Origin of the sequence: Bdellovibrio sp. NC01, assembly GCF_006874625.1 — a bacterium.
Lineage (GTDB): Bacteria > Bdellovibrionota > Bdellovibrionia > Bdellovibrionales > Bdellovibrionaceae > Bdellovibrio.
On record NZ_CP030034.1, the window covers coordinates 1,157,559 to 1,175,917 of the forward strand.

Annotated in this window: 20 protein-coding genes and 1 tRNA gene; 13 read left to right on the forward strand and 8 right to left on the reverse strand. The window is 44.6% G+C overall.

Features of this window, described 5'->3' with window-relative positions; translation table 11 throughout:
- Window positions 1-22 precede the first annotated feature (22 nt).
- The 4 genes from DOE51_RS05560 (at window position 23) to DOE51_RS05575 (ending at window position 2,527) form a co-directional block, all read left to right on the forward strand.
- Window positions 23-715 (forward strand): YgcG family protein, encoded by a 693-nt coding sequence (locus tag DOE51_RS05560; RefSeq protein ID WP_246845402.1) that lies wholly within the window; start codon window positions 23-25, stop codon window positions 713-715.
- Between the two features lie 51 nt (window positions 716-766).
- Window positions 767-1,408 carry a TPM domain-containing protein gene (locus DOE51_RS05565; protein ID WP_142695574.1) on the forward strand — a complete coding sequence of 214 codons (642 nt, stop codon included), beginning with the start codon at window positions 767-769 and terminating at the stop codon, window positions 1,406-1,408.
- Between the two features lie 24 nt (window positions 1,409-1,432).
- On the forward strand, window positions 1,433-1,888 hold the full coding sequence (locus DOE51_RS05570) for an ester cyclase (protein WP_142695575.1): 456 nt from the start codon (window positions 1,433-1,435) through the stop codon (window positions 1,886-1,888).
- 180 nt (window positions 1,889-2,068) lie between these two features.
- Window positions 2,069-2,527: a hypothetical protein gene (locus DOE51_RS05575; protein WP_142695576.1), complete on the forward strand. Its 459-nt coding sequence runs from the start codon at window positions 2,069-2,071 to the stop codon at window positions 2,525-2,527.
- A 55-nt stretch (window positions 2,528-2,582) separates the two neighbouring features.
- On the opposite strand, the gene DOE51_RS05580 is transcribed toward DOE51_RS05575, so the two are convergent.
- A complete protein-coding gene (locus tag DOE51_RS05580; protein WP_142695577.1) occupies window positions 2,583-4,850 on the reverse strand; it encodes a DUF748 domain-containing protein in 2,268 nt (755 codons plus the stop codon).
- A 45-nt stretch (window positions 4,851-4,895) separates the two neighbouring features.
- Window positions 4,896-5,777: a LysR family transcriptional regulator gene (locus DOE51_RS05585; RefSeq protein ID WP_142695578.1), complete on the reverse strand. Its 882-nt coding sequence runs from the start codon at window positions 5,775-5,777 to the stop codon at window positions 4,896-4,898.
- A gap of 50 nt (window positions 5,778-5,827) precedes the next feature.
- On the opposite strand from DOE51_RS05585, the gene DOE51_RS05590 reads away from it, so the two are divergent.
- A complete protein-coding gene (locus tag DOE51_RS05590) occupies window positions 5,828-7,003 on the forward strand; it encodes a VOC family protein (protein WP_246845532.1) in 1,176 nt (391 codons plus the stop codon).
- A 69-nt stretch (window positions 7,004-7,072) separates the two neighbouring features.
- Window positions 7,073-7,148 (forward strand) — tRNA-Arg (locus DOE51_RS05595).
- 47 nt (window positions 7,149-7,195) lie between these two features.
- Here the strand turns inward: DOE51_RS05595 and DOE51_RS05600 are convergent.
- The 3 genes from DOE51_RS05600 to DOE51_RS05610 all read right to left on the reverse strand — a co-directional run bounded on the left by DOE51_RS05600 (window position 7,196) and on the right by DOE51_RS05610 (window position 8,750).
- Window positions 7,196-7,513 (reverse strand): hypothetical protein, encoded by a 318-nt coding sequence (locus DOE51_RS05600; RefSeq protein WP_142695580.1) that lies wholly within the window; start codon window positions 7,511-7,513, stop codon window positions 7,196-7,198.
- 155 nt (window positions 7,514-7,668) lie between these two features.
- Window positions 7,669-7,911, reverse strand: coding sequence for a hypothetical protein (locus tag DOE51_RS05605; protein ID WP_142695581.1), 243 nt, complete (start codon window positions 7,909-7,911; stop codon window positions 7,669-7,671).
- A gap of 110 nt (window positions 7,912-8,021) precedes the next feature.
- On the reverse strand, window positions 8,022-8,750 hold the full coding sequence (locus DOE51_RS05610; protein ID WP_142695582.1) for an ABC transporter substrate-binding protein: 729 nt from the start codon (window positions 8,748-8,750) through the stop codon (window positions 8,022-8,024).
- Between the two features lie 120 nt (window positions 8,751-8,870).
- Between DOE51_RS05610 and DOE51_RS05615 the strand changes: the two genes are divergently transcribed.
- Both DOE51_RS05615 and DOE51_RS05620 read left to right on the forward strand, forming a co-directional pair.
- On the forward strand, window positions 8,871-9,857 hold the full coding sequence (locus tag DOE51_RS05615; protein ID WP_142695583.1) for an HD-GYP domain-containing protein: 987 nt from the start codon (window positions 8,871-8,873) through the stop codon (window positions 9,855-9,857).
- A 103-nt stretch (window positions 9,858-9,960) separates the two neighbouring features.
- Complete coding sequence (locus DOE51_RS05620) at window positions 9,961-11,370, forward strand: DUF1254 domain-containing protein (protein WP_168196393.1); 1,410 nt, start codon at window positions 9,961-9,963, stop codon at window positions 11,368-11,370.
- Here DOE51_RS05620 and DOE51_RS05625 read toward each other — a convergent pair.
- The 3 genes from DOE51_RS05625 to DOE51_RS05635 all read right to left on the reverse strand — a co-directional run bounded on the left by DOE51_RS05625 (window position 11,350) and on the right by DOE51_RS05635 (window position 14,134).
- Window positions 11,350-12,639, reverse strand: a complete 1,290-nt coding sequence (locus tag DOE51_RS05625) for a helix-turn-helix transcriptional regulator (protein WP_142695585.1) — start codon at window positions 12,637-12,639, stop codon at window positions 11,350-11,352. The genes DOE51_RS05620 and DOE51_RS05625 overlap by 21 nt on opposite strands.
- 45 nt (window positions 12,640-12,684) lie before the next feature.
- A complete protein-coding gene (locus DOE51_RS05630) occupies window positions 12,685-13,086 on the reverse strand; it encodes a KH domain-containing protein (protein ID WP_142695586.1) in 402 nt (133 codons plus the stop codon).
- Between the two features lie 166 nt (window positions 13,087-13,252).
- A complete protein-coding gene (locus tag DOE51_RS05635) occupies window positions 13,253-14,134 on the reverse strand; it encodes a pirin family protein (RefSeq protein ID WP_142695587.1) in 882 nt (293 codons plus the stop codon).
- 107 nt (window positions 14,135-14,241) lie between these two features.
- On the opposite strand from DOE51_RS05635, the gene DOE51_RS05640 reads away from it, so the two are divergent.
- The 5 genes from DOE51_RS05640 to DOE51_RS05660 all read left to right on the forward strand — a co-directional run bounded on the left by DOE51_RS05640 (window position 14,242) and on the right by DOE51_RS05660 (window position 18,334).
- The gene (locus DOE51_RS05640; protein WP_142695588.1) at window positions 14,242-15,015 is read left to right on the forward strand and encodes an AMP nucleosidase; all 774 of its coding nucleotides are present in this window, start codon (window positions 14,242-14,244) and stop codon (window positions 15,013-15,015) included.
- Window positions 15,016-15,113: 98 nt separating this feature from the next.
- Window positions 15,114-15,605, forward strand: a complete 492-nt coding sequence (locus tag DOE51_RS05645) for a hypothetical protein (protein ID WP_142695589.1) — start codon at window positions 15,114-15,116, stop codon at window positions 15,603-15,605.
- 222 nt (window positions 15,606-15,827) lie between these two features.
- Window positions 15,828-16,373, forward strand: coding sequence for a hypothetical protein (locus tag DOE51_RS05650; RefSeq protein ID WP_142695590.1), 546 nt, complete (start codon window positions 15,828-15,830; stop codon window positions 16,371-16,373).
- 187 nt (window positions 16,374-16,560) lie between these two features.
- Entirely contained in the window at window positions 16,561-17,253 is a 693-nt protein-coding gene (locus tag DOE51_RS05655; protein WP_142695591.1) for an aspartate/glutamate racemase family protein, read from the forward strand.
- 640 nt (window positions 17,254-17,893) lie between these two features.
- On the forward strand, window positions 17,894-18,334 hold the full coding sequence (locus DOE51_RS05660; protein WP_142695592.1) for a helix-turn-helix domain-containing protein: 441 nt from the start codon (window positions 17,894-17,896) through the stop codon (window positions 18,332-18,334).
- Window positions 18,335-18,359: the final 25 nt, after the last annotated feature.

Genomic DNA, 18,359 nt, shown 5'->3' on the forward strand with positions numbered 1-18,359 from the left:
CCTTTTTTCTTTTTTGTTCTGCTTGGGTTTAAACGCTCAAGCAGAATTTAAGGTTCCTACTTTGTCGGGACCTGTGATGGACGAGGCGGGAATTCTAACAAGATCTTTCCGCCAAGATCTGTCAGCACTTCTTTATGAATTCAATCAGCGCGGTAAAGCGCAAATCCAAGTTTTAATTTTGAATTCTCTTGATGGCGAACCGATTGAATCGGCGTCGATCAAAATTACCGACAAGTGGCAACTTGGCGATAAGAAAAAAGATAATGGCATTTTGTTTTTGATCTCTATGCAAGAGCGCGCCATGCGCATCGAAGTAGGACAAGGACTTGAAGGTGCTATTCCCGATATTTATGCAAAACGAATCATCAGCGATAAAGTCATTCCGCTCTTCAGACAAAAACGATTCGAAGACGGCGTTTACACCGGCGTCAGCGAAATCATGGTTTTGGCTGACAAAGAGTTTGCTGATGAAAAAGCCCCTGCACGTGACGAACACGATGGCGGTGGCATTCCCTTATGGTTGATTATTATTGTTCTGATTATCATCTCTATCCTGGGTCGCTTTGGCGGCGGTCGCGGTCGTTATTACGGTGGCGGCGGTTGGGGAGGTGGCGGATCACTCGGCGGTGGTGGCTGGGGCGGAAGCTCTGGCGGCGGAGGATGGTCCGGTGGTGGCGGCGGCTTCAGCGGCGGCGGCGCTTCGGGCAATTGGTAGGGCCGGCAGGCCACAGAGTGGAGTGCCAGAGGCACGCAACTGGAGTAACTTATGGCTTGGATTCACAGATACATTTCTGACGAAGACATTCAAAAAATCTCTCATGCCGTGCAAAAAGCGGAAGAGAAAACCGAAGGCGAAATCGTTCCGGTTATTGTGCAACGCTCATCAACGGTGGGACATGTGCCACTGACATTGACGATGTTGATTCTGTTGATGCTTGTGATCGTGGAACTTCCTTACAGTGATTTGCTGTGGGTGAAGCCTTGGGTTTACGCATGGCCGTTTTTGATTGTCGTGATTTACTATCTGTCATTTGCTTTGGCGCGTTTATCGTGGATTCAAAAAGTTTTTGTTCCTGAGCGTGATGAAGTCGATCAAGTCCATCAACGTGCGCATTTGGAATTTTATTTAAATAAAATCAATAAGACTCGCAACCATACAGGTATTCTGATTTTCATTTCTGTGATGGAAAAGAAAGCCGTGATTTTGGCTGACGAAGGAATCTCAAGCAAACTTCCGCAAGAGACATGGAACGAGATTCTGCAAAAATTAGGTGGCCAACTTCGTGGTGGCAATTGGGGCTTTGGCTTCATCGAAGCGATCGAAGCTTGTGGGCACCATTTGAAACATCATTTTCCTGCGCAAGCAGATAAAACGGATCAATTGAAGAACCAACTCATCATTAAATAATTTTTTGATGACGAAAGGATGACTATGAAAAGCGTCGCTGTGTTTTTAGTTTCCTCATTCATGCTTCCGGCCTTTGCGGGTCCCGTACAAGATGCCAATAAAAAACTTGTGACGGATTTTTATAACATGGCCTTTAACGATCACAAGCCGACAGAGGCCGCCAAAAAATATTTTGGACCCAAGTACATCCAACACAATCCCAATGTTCCGAATGGTGCGGCGGCTTTTTACAACTACTTCGAAGGTCACTTTAAAAAGAATCCGCAATCCAAAGCCATCATCTATCGCACGTTAGCTGACGGGGACTTAGTCGCTTTGCACTTAAATTCAAAGCTGAACGATAAAGACCCAGGCCGCGCTATTGTCGATATTTTTCGTGTTGAAAACGGCAAAATCGTTGAGCACTGGGATGTTGTTCAGCCCGTTCCAGAGAAAACAGCGAACGGAAACACAATGTTCGATGGGCAAAACGAAAAGTAGCTGTTCCTGGGACTAAGTGTTTTCATATTCAGGGGCTGTTCTTATTAGAACAGCCTATAAAATTTTCGACTTATCCCAATCCTAACAATTCATGAGCTTAAAATTTGTTAGAACCCTTCCTCGGAAGAAGTCTATCCCCCATGGAGGCTTCCACTAAACCCGTACTGACCCGAGGAAAAAATGAAAACAAAAATCGCTCTTATGACTCTTTTGACTGTCGTCGCTTCACAAAGTTTTGCTGCTAAATTAGCGTGCTGGGATCTTTATGCCAAGCGCGGTGATAAACCGACATTCACAGCAGATATCGTTCGTGATGATGAATTGAAAAGTTTCACGATCCAACCCAACCAACAATACTGGTCATTCGTAACAACAGATTTGAATAAGTCTGCGCAAGGTTCAGAAATCACAGCGAAGACAAGTCCATATAAAGGTCTTCAAGAGTTTGAAGTGGCTGACGGTATTCGTTTGATCCTTCCAACAAACTTGAACTCAGATGTTTTGGCAAACACTGAAATCAAAGCAGGCAATGGTAATACATCTCGCCAAAATGGAGTGTTGGATATTTCCCCAAGTCGCTTCCCGGGTGTTGTGATGGGTGGCCACGGCTATCTGCGTATGCACTGTGTATCTAAATAGTAAGCTGAGTACCTGAGTGCTCAATAAAAAAAAGGAGCTGATATAGCTCCTTTTTTTATTGTTCTTTTAAAGTTAACAACGTGTGTGGTTCTTTTTCATCATCACTTTTACTGCCGGCAAGAAGGAATAATCTTTCTGCTGGAATCTTCTGTGCAATAAGTGCTGTCATCACCGCGCGGCCACGCTCCATGGCTAGATCTTTAAGCTTGTCGTCGCTGACCTGAATTAAGGGTTGCACTTTCTTTTCAAGTTCAACGGCGATGTCTTTGTCGCTTCCAGCATGTGCGGTTTTGTAGTCGGCGATATATTTATTAAGCTCTTCGCTTTTCATTGTCTGCTTTGCCAAATTTACGACGGCATGATCGCGATTGCCGTTGGCTTTTTTTAGTTCCGCTTGCAAGCGAGCATCGTATTCTTCTTCTTGTAAAGTTGCGATGTCAGAATTTTGATACTGCCCTTTGATTTCCAAAGACAAATTCGGACGCTCGTTCAAAGCTTTCGCAAGATTCAGAATCTTCGCGGATTCATTTGTTGTTAAAGAGGCTGCTCCAGGTTCAAAGAAAACCGTCTGTAAATCTTCGCCGCCCCCGAAAGCACTTGATAAGAAATCAAACGGTGCCGCCAAAATATTAACGAACATATTTTTGATCGCAGTCCAAACCAGATTGCCCCACGAAAAAGACGGGGAGTTCACGTCGCCTTCTACCGGAAGTTTGAATTTGATTTGTCCTTTACGATCTTTCATCAACGCTAACGCCAGTTTTAATGGCCAGTGCGGTGCTTTGTCGCTTTCGATCTTGTTACCTAATTCGAACTGATCCAATAGGACTTGGTTTTTGCCTTTAATACGGTGATTCACCAGGACGTAATTAAAATCCAGGAAGAGCTTTCCTTTTTTAATTTCGTATCCTGCAAACACGCCTGCGTAGGGAGTGAATGTCGTCATCTCGATATTGTGGAAGCTCATATCAAGATTCAGACTTGGATATTTCACGCCAGGGATATAGTAACCTTTGCCTTGGAATTTACCGTAATCTTCAACCGCACCAGCGATCGCGACATTGATCTTTTGTTGCGGATCTGGAGAGATCGGTTCAATCGTGCCATTAATACCATGCACGTGCGCGCGGAAGTTGGGACGAATTTGTTCATCGGCGTAGTCAAGTTGACTGTCGATCAATGTCAATTTTCCGACATTAAAATCGAATGCCGGTTTCTTTTCTGCAGTTTCTTTGGCAACCACAGCTTTTTTATTTGCAGGAGCTGTGTTGCTTTTAGCCTTTGGCAGTGGCGGAGGGTTTCGTAAAACCGTGCGATAGTTCAATGTTCCATCTTTACGCAGAATGATTTCTGTATCGAGCTCTTTCAGGATGGCTTCATCGACTTTCACAGACATCGGTGATGTTTGCACTTCGATCTTTTTTAGATCCAAGCGCTTCCATGTCACAACCGGTTGTTCGACTTCTGCTTGATTCAATACCAGATCATGAATATTTGAATCACCATTAAAGATGATATTTCCCTTTTGGTATCGCAGTTTGCCTTTAATGTCTGTCGAGCCTTGTTGCAGCACCAAATAAGTTTTATCAGACAAGTAAGCTGTCAAAAACTCCAAAGGAATTTCTGCCATATCCAGATTTAAATCGGCAGAGAATGGCTTTGGCGTCATCGAACCGCTGACTTTCACGTGACCTTTTTCGCCAACATCAATCGCCAAGCTGTTGATCGAAGTTTCTGAATCAAGATGAGTGCTGATATCAGATGCACTCAGGCTGACAGGTCCTAACGGCAATGACAGTGGGGTGTTGTGTGTCTCATCTTGGAAATTCAATTTGCTGTTCGAAATCTTAATGTGTTCGATGAACAGCAGCCAATCAGATCCTTTGTCGTCTTTCTTGCCTTCAGCCTTTTTGTCAGATGGTAGTTCTTTGATTTCCCAGTTTGTCTCACCATTTTTTAAAATTGTGAACTGACCGTCCGCATGCTTGATGCGAACTTCTGAAAGATAGATTTCTTTTTTTAGCAAATGCCAGATCGAAAGATTGACATAGAACACGTCAAATTGCAGACGGGGCCTTGTTCCTTTGCCACCAGGTTCTGGCAAAGAAAATCCTTCAATGGCGGCTTCGAACGTGAATGGATGAAATTTTATTTTTTTGATTTCAGGTTTGGCACCTAGACGTTCTGCAACGTGTTTTTGAATTTCATTCTTCGCGATCATTGGAACAACGAAAAATCCTGCGATCGTGTAAAGGACGACAAGTCCTACGAAAGTTAAACTTAAATTGCGAATAGTATTTGCTGAAAAACGAATAAGGCCCATTGCCCACCATATTGTGCGGGATTGGGCGCCGACTCAAACGAAAACTTAGGGATGATGTGGCAGGGCATGAGCCTCGCGAATAACATAATCAAGAACTCGATTATTGGCAGACGACTTCAGCGTGTGCACAAAGACTTCGTAAGAACTTTCAAAGCCGAAAGATTTTACGATTCTATAAGAGTCCTTCTTCCAATTCTCAAGCGCAATGTCAGGTAAAAGCCCGATTCCAATGCCTTTTTGTGTAAGCTGGCCAATGACCTCCCAGCTGCTAATTTCAAAAAGAACGGGGAGCTGGCGGTTAAAACGCTGTTTGTAAGCGGTTTTAAGTTTTTCAGTTTCAAGGCGTGGTTCCGTGACTAGGAAGGGCTGTGTTTCAAGATCGTTCCGCCAGTTTTTCTTAGGGCCGCTTTCGATCAGAACAAAGTTGCCTTTTTTAATGGCTGTCTGGCGCAGTGTCGGCAGATTCAGTGTTCCAATTGTTAACCCCACATCGATAGAGCGGTTGGCAACAGCCTCGGTAATTTCGTGGGTCGTCCCAAAGCGAACTTTCGCAGTCGCGTGGGGAAAGGTTTCCTTAAGCCCGTGTAGAAGTGGCGTAAGGTATGCCTCTGAAAGAGTTCGCGAAAGGCCAATTTTTATTTCGATGGCCTGATCGATATCGCTATGAAGACTTAAAGAGTCAAACCCTGAAGCTGCAGCCAGCAAAAGACGGGCTTGTTCGGCCACCTTGTGGCCAGCGTTCGTAACTTTGAAACTTTTCTTTTGATGCTCTAACAGAGCTACCCCCAAATGCTTTTCTAGCGCGGAAATAGCACGACTGATCGCAGGATGTGTCACCAAGTTCTTTTGGGCGGCCCCGCTGATGCTTCCCAGTTCAACGGCATCGACAAAGTATTTGAGATGATAAAGATTTGGGTAAGTAATCATTAGTCACATATTAAGTGAGTTTTATGTAATTTACAATCACATTGAAATATGTGAAATCAAGCCTCATGGAAACAAACAGATTCGATTTCGACAGTTTTAAGCAAGCCGGCGAAGATTTTATCAGATCACTGACTGCAAAGATGGCCAACGTCGGCATTCCGGCGCAGGACTATGACAGCGACCACATCTGTTTCCGCGTGGGCACTGCCGCAGAGTATGACTATTACAAAGCAGCACTTTCAGCACATGGGAAGTTGCTTACAGAGGCAATGGTGAACGGCCGCGCGATTTCGACTTTTTTGCTGACGTTACCTTTTCAAACCGAATCACATCAAATTCGCTTGGTCGAACTTCCTTCTCCGAAAAGTGGAGCGGTTTACACAACCGGATTTGAACATGCTGAATTCGTCACCAGCGAGTGCTTTTCATCGCTGCGAGCGCGCTTTCCACATCTGGAATTCATTGAAGGTGGCAATAAAAATTTAAATCCGGAATTGTGTCTGAAGTTGGATGGTGGAGTGCAGGTAAAGTTTCATCATCATTCCCTAGAGCGTATCATTGAGCTTGAAGAAGCAACGATCACCGACGTCGTTTTCGATTTCGATGGAACGCTGATCAAATCGCGGGAAAAAATTTATGAAGTGAATCGCGTGGTGTTTTCAAATATTTTAGGGCGCCAGGTGTCGTTGCAGGAATCTATCGATAATTTCCATCCGGAATTTTCGAAATTGTTTGAAGCTTTTGAAGTTTCTTGTCCCCAAAAGCGTAGCGAGGCCATCGCAAGTTGGGGAGTGGTCTCTAGCCAGTTTTCTTATGAATTGTTCGACGGAGTTGTGGAAACTCTTGAAGCGTTTAAGGATCGGGGCTTACGTTTACATTTGTGGACGGCACGTGATGAGTTTTCAGCGCGTAAGATTTTAAAAGATCACGGGCTGGAAGAATTCTTTGCGACATTAAGTTTCGCCACAGAAATTGATTCGAAACCTCACGCCAACAGCCTTATTTTTGCTTGGAACCAGGTGAGTAAGGATCGGGCCATCGTTATCGGCGATAGCTCAACAGATATCATCGGCGCAAAAAATATCTCCGCCATTCGAGGAGCTGCCATGTGGGATGGCCACGCGAAAAAGAAATCCCTGATTGAGGCCGGGGCGGAGCTCTTTTTTTACGACCTAGCAAGTTTTAAAGATTGGGTCATTAATTCTGCGGCTATTGCGCAACCGTAGAGTAGCCGGGGCGTGTCTTTTCTTGCATTGCACAGAGTGTCCTTGGTAGTCTAAAGGCGTTATCCAAGGGCAGTCGTAGTTCAATGGATAGAGCACTTGGCTTCGAACCAAGGGGTTGCAGGTTCGAGTCCTGCCGACTGCACCATTCCAAATCCCAAGTCAGAAACTCAGCCTCTGACTTGGGCTGAGTTTCTAGCGGCCGCGGTGAGAACCGTGGTCTTTGCCGCCTTCGCCTGGACGAGTTTTCACTTGTTCAATACAAACGTAACCGCAGTGATAGAAACGCCAGTGCGCTTTATCCCAGCAGTGTTTTCTTGCGACCAAATAATGCTTTGGACATGTCGGACGAGCTTCATCGCTGTCAGAGTCATGGTGCCACCACATTGGTTCTACCACATTCTGCATAACTTGCTCTTCGCCAGATGCTGATGACATCGGTGCTGTTTCGTAAGCTTTTGCGAACGAACCCACAAGCATTGACGCTAAAGAAACCAAAATCAACTTCTTCATTTGCATAAAAAATCTCCTTTGTGTTTGAGTGCACGAAGGAGATTAAGAATCCTCACCACGATTATCTATGCATTTTATAAGCACGTGATACAAAACAACCGACAGTCTTGGATTTACAAAGAGCTGTCGGTAAGATTGAATTATCAAAAATATAATTAGTGCTTGTGTTCGTTCTCGAAAAGACATTCTTCCACGTCACGTTCTTCGACGTCCCAAACCATATCATCTTGATGAGTATGTAATAGACTTAAAACTGTTTCGCAAGTTTCAACGCCCGGAAGGTGATGAACTCTATTTTTAGCGAGAGAGTATTTGTGATGGGCATTCAGGCGTGAGTAACGCAGAAGCACGGCCGCTTTATCTTTAAAAGTATTGTGAGTATGGAGAGGTGTGTTCATATCAGCCTCCTTACTTTCATTCTATTTTAACTCTGTGCGGAGCCTAAGGGGGCATCAAATTTTCTTATTGCGAAGAGCAAGACTGGGCTTCACATGGCAGAAGCGAAATTTTAGTGGACTGTCGCACCATATTTTTTAAATAAAGCCTCTAATTGGCCGCTTGATTTCACTTTTTCTATCGCTTTATCAAGATCTTTCACATTCACAGTTCCAAGTCTGCTGACGGAACACTGAATTGGATATTCTTGTAAAAACAAACGCGAGCGACCTTCTTCAATCTTTGGATTTTTCAATTTGAAGTAATCCAAAAAAATCTCATCGGTCACAACATATTGAATGCGACCTTTAACAATTTTGTTCAAATTCGCTTCCTCACTCGAAGCATCTTCGCGGGTAATGCGATGAGAATTAAACAAAGGGTCCAGGCGAGGATACACATAATACAAAATCGTCCCAATTGTTTTGCCACCAAGGTCACTGAGCTTTGCGGGCATTGGAGAGGGCCCCAATATCACTTCGCGTTTCATGAACAAAGTTTTGGACCAATTTAATTGACCTTTATCCTCGGCCCACGCGCGACTCGAGTAGCAAAGCACATCAGACTTTCCAGACAGCAAAAAGTTGGTGATGCGATAGCGAGTTAACAACGTTAATGATGTTTTTCTACCTAAAGCATCTCCAATCGCCTTCATGTAATCGGGCAAAAGACCTTCGAGTTTATTAGGATTATTTTCCATCAAGAGCGGCGCTGCCAAACCTTCGGGAATAGCTGCATGCAACGTCGGAGCCGCATTGCCAGCGGGTTTCGCCGCAGAAGCCACAATGCTTAAGAAAGTCATAATCGTGAAAAGAAACCGTTTTATCACGCCATTAGCCTGCCTTAAAAAGTGCGGAATTTCAAAGTCTCATTTTGAGCATTCTTGCTACAGCTTTTGTTCGAAAAACCCGATAAGCAGAGTATGAGCAATGTGCGAGACATTAAGTCAGCTCCAGTCGATCCGGAAGATTTCATGGCTGTGTCCAGGGATGAATTTATCCCCGGTACGCAAGTCCCTGTCGATATTTTCTTAAAACTCTCTGAAAAGAACTACGTCATGATCCTTAAAGAAGGTGCAAAGGTCAATTTCGATCAAATGCACTTTCCAGAAAAAGCAGAGTGGCTGTACGTCAGAAAAGCGGATTATCACAAATGTGTTGGTAAAGCTTTGACAGTGGCGGGTATCGTCTTAGATAGCCAGAAAATCAGCATTGAAACAAAGACGGTCGTCTTGTCGCGCGCTGCGGATTCGATTTTTAAAGAGATCGAACATCTTGGTTTCGATCATTTGGCTCTTGAGCATTCCAAGGTGATTAGTAAATCCATTCAAGCTCTTGTTGATGACAAGCCGGATATCAGTTTCGTTATTAACTTGATGGCGAACTTAAATGAAGATCTGATCCGTCATGCAATGATGGTGTCAGCGATTTCCGTGATCATCGCGCGTTCCATGAAGTGGACCATGTCAGCTAACTTGGAAAAACTCGCACTGGGTGCGCTTCTACATGACGTCGGCATGAAAGAGTTGCCCGATGAGATTCTTGAGATGCCTCGTCACGCGATGAATCGCGAACAAGCAGCAATTTATGAATCGCACGTTTACCGCGGAGTTGAAATCCTGCGCACGATGCCAAGCATTTCAGATGACATCATCGCGATTGTTTTAGAGCATCACGAAAACTCGCCAGGGCAGGGCTATCCACGCCGTATTCGCGATTTTAAAATGAATCCATTCGCACGCGTTGTGGCGTTGGCCGATTGCTTTGCGGAAGTCGTTATGAAATCCGTGAACAATCCCAATCCAAAAAATGCCGCGGCAGCAGTTGTGTTTATCGAAACAACATTAGGTCAGCCATTCCACAAACCTGCCTTCACGGCGTTGAAGCAGGCGTTGCAAGTCACAGTGTAATCACACACTCGCCTTAGACCTTTGCCTGTGCTTAAGAATTTGTAAGTTCGTGCGCCTCTACCTTCTTCCTATCCTGTCAGGGATGCCAAATAGGGAGGGCTTCATGCGCGGATTATTCATGCTTGGACTTTCTTGGTGTGTTCTTCTAAGTTCCTGTGCGACGTCTACCAAATCGCAGGTGAAAATGGCTTCGCCACAAGAAGCAAAACAGCTGGCATCGGATGCGACTATTTATGCGTATCCGTTAGTGATGTTAGCGAAAACTCGTGATGTACAAACGGCGACACCTTATACGACTAAAATTAAAGCGCCGATCAATCAATTCGTTCACACTCGTAATTTTCCAGATGAAAATGTGAAAGACACAGGGCTTACCACCGACGTGCTTTATTCGACAGCGTGGTTGGATCTTGCGGATGAACCGATGGTGTTAACAGTTCCCAAATCGAATCGTTTTTATTCGTTGGTGTTCATGAATGCGTGGAGTGATATCGTCGCCAATCTGGGTTCCACAGAAACAAAAAATAGAGAGCTGCAGGTGTTATTAGCGGGACCCAATTGGAAGGGCCAAGCTCCCGAAGGTGTTCGTGTTGTCAGAATTGAAACAAACAATGCCTGGCTTGTGACACGCATTCAAGGCAGCAGTAACAAGGACTTTCCCGATATCCATCATTTTCAAAATGACCTGGATCTGACGCCATTAAGTTATTACGGAAAAATCTATCTTCCACCATCCAATGTCAGTGTGAATCCGCTTGTTAATAGTAAAACCGAACCGGTCGCGCAAATGCAGCAGCTAGACGCTAGTACTTTCTTTGGCGATTTTGCAGAAGAATTAAAAAATAACAAACCATTAACCGCAGATACAAAAAAAGTCGAAGAGCTGCGTCGCTTAGGACTCAACCCAGGACAGGCTTATCATCTCAACAATTTGTCACAAGAAATGCAGGCGGCCATCAACGAAGGCTATCAATTAGGTCTGCAACGCTTAAAGCAAGCAGCGACTTTGACTGACGAAGCGACTTGGCAAATTCGTGTGAATGCTAATAACGATTATTTCAATCGCGCAGTCGTCGCCTTTAGCGGTCAAGCCATTAACAATGATGGCGATTCCATTTGGCTACGCACGGGAAAAGATGTGAATGGCGAACGCCTTTCAGGAGAGCGTCCTTACGTCCTGCATATTTCCAAAGAGCAACTGCCACCTGCAAAAGGTTTCTGGTCCCTTTCCATGTATGATGCCGCCAATGCCTTAGTGCCGAATGCCGGTAAACGCTTTAATATCAGCAGTAAAGAGAAATTGAAATACAACGGCGATGGCTCATTGGATCTGTATATTCAAGAAACAAATCCAGGCCGCGACCGCGTTGCAAACTGGTTGCCTGCACCAGCAGGAAATTTCCATCTGGTGATGCGTCTTTACGGTGCGAAACAAGAACAACTCAGTGGTTGGAAACTACCTTACGTTGAGAAAGCGATGGAATCGCGTTTATCAAAAAACGTAGAGTTCTAAAAGTTCATTTTTCGTGATGCGCTCTTTGCTTTTTAAAACTTTCACGGCATTGAGCGCATTTTCCAGCTTATTTTTTTCGAAATACTGAGTGGCGCGCTCAATCAGACTTCCGCGTAAAGAAAAAGTCTCCGGCGAAAACTTTGCGAAGAACAACGCATCTAACACGGAATAAGCAAAAAAGTGAATGTAGCGGCGATTCAAGCGGACATGATTTGCCACGAGGTCTCGTGCTTCACGCAATTGGCCCTTAATAGCTAAGTAAATGAACTCGCGCTGTTCTGCTTTGGTGTTAATGCGTTCTGGGGTTGTGTGGTTACGTAAGACGCGAGCTTTCGCAAAATTACCGCGAACTGTTTCACAGTCACCATTTTCAAAAATCGTAATGATGCCTAAGCCGAAGTGACTGTAAGATTGGCCACGCACCCAACCGGATTTTTCAGCAATATGAAAAGTCTTTTTTAATGTGGCACGAGCTTTTGAAAAATTGCGTTGGCGAATGTAGCATTCACTTAAGTGATAATATTTCATTCCCAAGCGGAATAAGTTTAAGGTCGGATGTTTGTATTCAAGTAGGATAGAGTCACGAATATAGGGAATCGCCTCTTCAATTCTTTCATTGTGATAAAGAACGTGCCCCTTGCGAAATAAAATATCCGCTCGCGCGGTCACGCTGTCTTTTGCATACTGCAAATGCTGTTCGGCCTGTTCAATCATGCGCATTGCTTCGGGACTATTGCCGGCGAAATCTTCACGCAAAGCCGACCAGCTTAAAATCGCAATAATTTTGACTGTATCATTCAGCGAGTAGGCGATTTTCAAAGCTTCATCTAAATAAAGACGACTGGCGCGGATGCGTCCCAAAAAGAAAGTGGTCGAGCCCAATTGTAAATACAGTGTCAAACGTTGAGCAGAACACAATTCCTGCGCATTAAATGTTTTCAGAAGTTTTAAATATGTCGGAAAATCATCCATCGCTCGAATGCGCGCCATAAATGCATCACTGCAAATTTCTTCTAACACGCGATTGATCGGGCGAAGTTCTAACGGGATCGATGATTTGCGAATCCGATCGGGTGGCACACCCAAGACTTGGGCAACGCGCCCGAGTGTGTCGGGGCGAACTCTTCGCACAGTGCCATTCACCCAACGTTGAATTGTTTTCGTTGAGATGCCTAACTGCTGCGCGAATTCTTGGCGTGAGATTTCTTTTTCTTTTAAAAGCTCTCGAAGTATTTGTGGATCAAGTTCAATCAGCTCGTTGGTAGTCATGAAGCAAATGTAGCCGATAGAAAAAGTGAGAGTGAGTCTAGCTTGTTAAAAAGCAGTCTTCAATTCCTTACATTCACTTTCCGCGACAGCGTTCGCGTTTGCATAATAAGGAACTTCGATGATGGAGCGAAAGCCGTGGCGAGCTGTCACAGCAAGAGCCATGTTGCGAAGGCTTGTGATCATCTTGCCTTTGCAGCCCAATACTTTTCCAAGATTTCTTTGTGTGCAGTCGATTTTGAAAATCGTCGTCCGTTCACCTTGTTCGACCGAGATCTTGACCTCTGTCGGGTGATCCACGAGTAAATGTAAAAAACTTTCGAGTTGTTTGCGAACTGTCTCAATCACTTCGTCTTTGTTACACGCGACGGGTGTGACAGTTGCGGCTGTGGTTTTTTCTACACTAGCCACTCTTTTGCGGATCACTAGGGGCTTGCTTACTTCTTCCATGCGACTTTACTCTCCTCGATACGAGTCATTCTATGGTTACTCTTCGGAGGACATGGAATTAAATGTTACAGGCTGGACATGTGTTTCACCCCATGTCCGGAGTGTCCATGGTATTCCTCACATTCGCGCGTTTCAATAACGAGCAGAAGTGAGGATACTCACGAATTTACTCAGGTAAGGGGATGATATCGTCTTCACCCGCGACTTGGGGAAAGCTGCGATCACGCCACGCTTGTTTAGCTTTTTCGATTTTTTCTTTCGATGACGAGACGTAATTCCAGAAAATGTAGCGAGGTTCAGGGAACGGTTCGCCACCCAGAACCATGAAGCACGTGTCCTCGTCGGCTGTGACGTTAAGTTTTGAATCGGTATGTAAGATCACGAAGTCATCAGGCGGAATTGTTTTTTCGCCTGCTTTCAAGGACCCCTTGATGATGAAGAACGCAAGTTCATGGCCGTCTTCCGGTGCATACTCGAAACGATCGCCTTTTTTCAAATTTACTTCCATAAAAAATAACGGCGAGTAAATACCAACCGGCGATTCTTGATCGAAAGCTTTTCCAGCGATCAAAGTCACATCCGCATTGCCGACTTTGAAAGATGGAATGCTCTCTTTTGGATGGTGAGTAAATTCTGGATCAATATCTTCAGCAGAAAGTGGCAACGCGACCCAGAATTGCAGCAAGTGCAAACGGTGGGGGATGCCGCGAAGATCTTCAGGCGTTCTTTCAGAGTGGGAAATGCCTTTGCCTGCGGTCATCCAGTTCACATCACCCGGAGTCAAAACTTGTTTGTTGCCCGAGCTATCATTGTGCAGAACTTTACCTTCAAGCAGATAGCTCAAAGTGGAAAGACCAATGTGGGGGTGAGGACGCACTTCCATACCCTCATTCGGCCCGAACTCCGTCGCAGGGAAGTAGTCAAAAAAGATGAAAGGTCCAACCATTCGTTTTTCGCGATAAGGCATTAAACGATGAACTTTGGGGCCACCTAGTGAAACCAAACGTGGAGCAATCTCCATAAGAATATCATTTTGCGTAGAAGTCATAATGTAGCCCTTTGCTGTCGTACAAAAGGATGCTATACTTGCTCAATTAATCAAGCGAATAAAAAAGTGTTTGCTTAGAAAAAAGCAAAAAGGATTTAGGACGAATTATGAAGACGAAAAAAGAGATCGTAGAAAATTGGCTCCCACGTTACACAGGTGTTCCTCTTGATGAGTTTGGTCATTATATTTTGCTGACAAACTTTGGTGGATACGTGAAGTCTTTTGCAGAGCGTTTTAATGTTCCTGTTCGCGGTCTGGATAAACCGATGCAATCTGCAACGGCGGAAAACATCACGATCATTAACTTCGGTATGGGCTCTGCCTTGGCCGCGACGTGCATGGACTTACTAACAGCGATCAACCCTAAAGCGGTTTTGTTCCTTGGTAAGTGCGGCGGTATCAAAAAGAAAAATCAATTAGGTGACTTCATTCTGCCAATCGCTGCGATTCGTGGTGAAGGAACTTCGAATGAATACTTACCAGCAGAAATTCCAGCATTGCCTTCATTCCGTTTGCAAAAAGCGGTTTCATCGATGATCGCGAAAAACGGTTGCGATTATTGGACGGGCACTGTGTACACGACAAACCGTCGCGTTTGGGAACATGATGATCATTTCAAAGAATACTTGGCGAAAACTCGTGCGATGGCTGTCGATATGGAAACAGCGACGATCTTCGTAACAGGTTTCGTGAATGAAATTCCGCGTGGTGCTTTGTTGCTTGTCTCTGACAACCCGATGGTTCCAGAAGGTGTGAAGACAGAAGAAAGCGATAAGAAGGTCACAACAAACTTTGTTGATAAGCACATTTCAATCGGTATTGATGCGCTTCGTGAGCTTCGTGATTCCGGCGAATCTGTGAAACACATGCGTTGGGATTGATTTAAAACAAGTTTTTCTTTCCGCAGTTCAAAAGTCTAAAGGCCCCGCCTATTTTGGTGAGTAATGTTTTACTCGCAAATCATTATCAGGAGGGGCTTATGACGAAGTGGTTCGTTTTTCTAGTCACAGTATTGTCGTTAAATACAAGTTTTGCATGGAATGATCTTCCGCAGCCATTGCCGGAAGAGCCAGGCACACAGCTTCCGCAGCCTCCACCTCAACAACCGAATCAACCTCCTCAGCCGCCACCAACGGGTGAGCAAGTTCGCTACAGTCTGGGAAGTGCCGATCTGACGCGTTTTAAAGAGCGCGAATTTACCTTCTATCCGCAGGCAGGGTTGAATCGTTTGGCGCGTTTAAGCCTGACGTGTGGGCGTAATAACATCGAAATCAAAGAAGTGCGCATTCAATATGCAGACTATTTTGATGAACGCTTGGATTATGTGCTGCCTGGTGATCTGGATTCGGGTCATACGCGCACAACGGGTTTAGATGGACGTCCTATTTACAAGATCACAGTGAAAGCACATGCGAAGTATTTTTGGAAAAAACCAGGTAACTTCCGTGTGGACGTAGCGGCTTATAAATAGGTTTCTGTAAAATAGGGTGAGCATACTGATTCACCAGTATGCTCAATTTGTACGCACGAAAAGGTTTCAAAAAACTGAATATAAATTCGTCTTTCCGGGGATGCTTTTGCGATTTTCACCTTTTTTCATGCAATTAACATATTGTGTCATTTTGAAAGTTGCGATATAACCTTCCCACTTCAATCAGTTTTAATATGAATTGCACTTTTGGGGAGGCTCGCTTTGATCAATCCAGGCTCTAATGTTCAAGCCGACGAAATGGATAACGACTTCGACTCCGAGATGGAGAACGAGAAGGAGATGAAGAAAACCTCTGCTTTTGAAGCAGATATGGACGAGGACCTTGAAAGTGAAGCCGCGTTAGCGCAAATGGCAGGCAGCCTTCTTATGGAAGGTGAAGAGGACGACACGAATCTTGATGAGATCGAGAACATCCTTGAGTTGCCGGATACAGGTTATCCAAAATTCACTTTGGCAAAAAATAAAGCTCGCTTCTTAAGAATGGTGAGCTGGTATCGTGGTAAAGAAGAGTGGATCGAAGTTGCTCCATTGTCTGGCGTAACAAAACTTTTCAAACAACAAACGAAAGAATTGGAAGGTATCCGTTCTTCTAAGTTGGACTACGAAATGGAACTTGAAACTGGCACTTTGACTCCGTCACAACGCTCATACCGTCGCGACGAACTTAAAATGTGCAGAGTCCAAGAAAAAATGGCCGTACATTTGATCTCTAAACTACAAGTTAAGATCAAATCTGGTCGCCGCTAATTCGCTTCAATTCGAATTCGGAAATTTAAAAAAGGCTGTCGTAAGACGGCCTTTTTTTTTACCCTGAATTCGTGGCTTTCGCTCACCCAGCGCAGCACACGCAGAGTTTCGCATTGACTCATATGGAGTCCGAAATGAAAGTGAAGCATCAAAAAAAATTGCGCGGTTGTCAGAGGAAGAGGGGCCTATGAAAAAGATCGGTTTGCTTGGTGGTATGAGTTGGGAATCAACGGTTCCGTACTACAAGATCATCAATGAACACATCAAAACCAAAATGGGCGGCCTTCATTCTGCAGAGCTGATGTTGTACAGCATGGACTTCCAAAAAATCGCAAACCTCCAAAAAGCAGGGGACTGGGAAGGCGCAGGTAAAGTGCTAGGCACTGCTGCCGCAACCATGAAGCACGGAGGCGCTGAAGCCATCGTCGTGTGCACAAACACCATGCACAAAGTAGCAGAACAAATCGAACACCACAGCGGCTTACCAATCCTGCACATCGCCGATGCAACAGCCAAAGAAATCAACAACAAAGGCATCAAAAAAGTCGGCCTGCTTGGCACATGCTACACAATGGAACAAAACTTCTACCGCGGAAGACTTGCCGATAATTTCAAAATCGAAACCGTCATTCCAAACGAAGAAGCCCGCCAAAAAATCAACAAAGTCATCTTCGAAGAACTGTGCCTAGGCACAATCAAAGAAGACTCAAGAAAATTCTTCCAAGCAGTGATCCAAGACCTAGTAGACCAAGGCGCCGAAGGCGTAATCCTAGGCTGCACAGAAATCGGCATGCTAATCACACACCAACACACAAACGTCCCAATCTTCGACACAGCAATAATCCACGCCAACTATGCAGCCGAATTCATGCTGAGCTAAAAAAAGAAATTTAATTTAAAAAAATCAAAAAGGCTCTGAGCAAGAAAAACTCAGAGCCTTTTTATTTTCAAAACCACAAAAATTAAATTCCACCAATCGCACTCAACAAAAGAAACCAATCACACCAACAACTTTTTTCGTTTGAGCACTAAACCGTTGAAGCACAATCTCTAAACAGATCAGCAACCTAAATTGCTTTCGTTCATCATGAAAACCTTCTCAGTACATATATAAGACAAATGATGGTCATCAAAAGCAATTTGGCTCTCTTATTAAGGAGGAGCCTCCGAAAGCGGCCTTCGTCGGCGCCACGATGGCGCGAACCAATGGCCAAAGGCCATTGGCGACGATTGAGCCCGGACGGCGTGCCGCTGAAGCGAGGCACCTCCTTAATAAGAGAGACAAACCCCGCTCGAAGCGATGACCAAACCCCAAGTCTTATATAAGCGACCCGAAGGTTCTCAAGAAAGAACGAAAAAGCAATAGAGATTGCAGGACTGGTTAAAAGGCCAGTGTTTCAAAGAGTTTAAAGTGTCTCAAAAAAAAATTGCATCTGGCTCTTTAGTCTCACGATGGAACGCCGATAGGTACAAAGTGAGTCAAATATCATTCGATAATGTTTCAAAAGGGGAGGACTAGAATGTCACGCACAGTAATGATCGTGGTGAGCGATAACCAGGAAACCGTAGATAGCGCAAAGAAGTACTGGGAGAACCATGATGTCACTGTTCATGCTTATTCTTCAGCGCAATGGCGCGAAGGTTTGGACAATGCATTTTTCAGACAACAACTAGCTGCAGGTGTTCCAGCTTTGGTTTCAGGCAATAGCCCTGTAACTACAGACGGCGGTGGTAACGTTCTTCAGTTCCCATCAGCGACATCAACTTCTTCTAACGTACAAAAAATGGAAGAGTTGGAAGCACAAGCAATTGAAAATGCAATCGTTCAATACAAAGGCAACTTGACTGAAGCTGCAAAAGCTTTGGGTATCGGTCGCGCAACTTTGTATCGTAAAGTGAAGCAATACCACATTGATCCTTCTGCAGCTCGCAAGAAGAAATCAACTCCGGTTGCTGCTTAATCTGATTTCACAATTAGGTTTAAGA

Excerpts from the sequence above, each read along its gene's own strand:
- DOE51_RS05600 (WP_142695580.1), bottom strand. The coding sequence starts at position 7,513 with ATGAAGAAGTTGATTTTGGTTTCTTTAGCGTCAATGCTTGTGGGTTCG.
- DOE51_RS05655 (WP_142695591.1), top strand. The coding sequence starts at position 16,561 with ATGAAAAAGATCGGTTTGCTTGGTGGTATGAGTTGGGAATCAACGGTT.
- DOE51_RS05645 (WP_142695589.1), top strand. The coding sequence starts at position 15,114 with ATGACGAAGTGGTTCGTTTTTCTAGTCACAGTATTGTCGTTAAATACA.
- DOE51_RS05610 (WP_142695582.1), bottom strand. The coding sequence starts at position 8,750 with ATGACTTTCTTAAGCATTGTGGCTTCTGCGGCGAAACCCGCTGGCAAT.
- DOE51_RS05630 (WP_142695586.1), bottom strand. The coding sequence starts at position 13,086 with ATGGAAGAAGTAAGCAAGCCCCTAGTGATCCGCAAAAGAGTGGCTAGT.
- DOE51_RS05640 (WP_142695588.1), top strand. The coding sequence starts at position 14,242 with ATGAAGACGAAAAAAGAGATCGTAGAAAATTGGCTCCCACGTTACACA.
- DOE51_RS05565 (WP_142695574.1), top strand. The coding sequence starts at position 767 with ATGGCTTGGATTCACAGATACATTTCTGACGAAGACATTCAAAAAATC.
- DOE51_RS05585 (WP_142695578.1), bottom strand. The coding sequence starts at position 5,777 with ATGATTACTTACCCAAATCTTTATCATCTCAAATACTTTGTCGATGCC.
- DOE51_RS05575 (WP_142695576.1), top strand. The coding sequence starts at position 2,069 with ATGAAAACAAAAATCGCTCTTATGACTCTTTTGACTGTCGTCGCTTCA.
- DOE51_RS05625 (WP_142695585.1), bottom strand. The coding sequence starts at position 12,639 with ATGACTACCAACGAGCTGATTGAACTTGATCCACAAATACTTCGAGAG.
- DOE51_RS05620 (WP_168196393.1), top strand. The coding sequence starts at position 9,961 with ATGCGCGGATTATTCATGCTTGGACTTTCTTGGTGTGTTCTTCTAAGT.
- DOE51_RS05570 (WP_142695575.1), top strand. The coding sequence starts at position 1,433 with ATGAAAAGCGTCGCTGTGTTTTTAGTTTCCTCATTCATGCTTCCGGCC.
- DOE51_RS05635 (WP_142695587.1), bottom strand. The coding sequence starts at position 14,134 with ATGACTTCTACGCAAAATGATATTCTTATGGAGATTGCTCCACGTTTG.
- DOE51_RS05605 (WP_142695581.1), bottom strand. The coding sequence starts at position 7,911 with ATGAACACACCTCTCCATACTCACAATACTTTTAAAGATAAAGCGGCC.
- DOE51_RS05580 (WP_142695577.1), bottom strand. The coding sequence starts at position 4,850 with ATGGGCCTTATTCGTTTTTCAGCAAATACTATTCGCAATTTAAGTTTA.
- DOE51_RS05660 (WP_142695592.1), top strand. The coding sequence starts at position 17,894 with ATGTCACGCACAGTAATGATCGTGGTGAGCGATAACCAGGAAACCGTA.
- DOE51_RS05615 (WP_142695583.1), top strand. The coding sequence starts at position 8,871 with ATGAGCAATGTGCGAGACATTAAGTCAGCTCCAGTCGATCCGGAAGAT.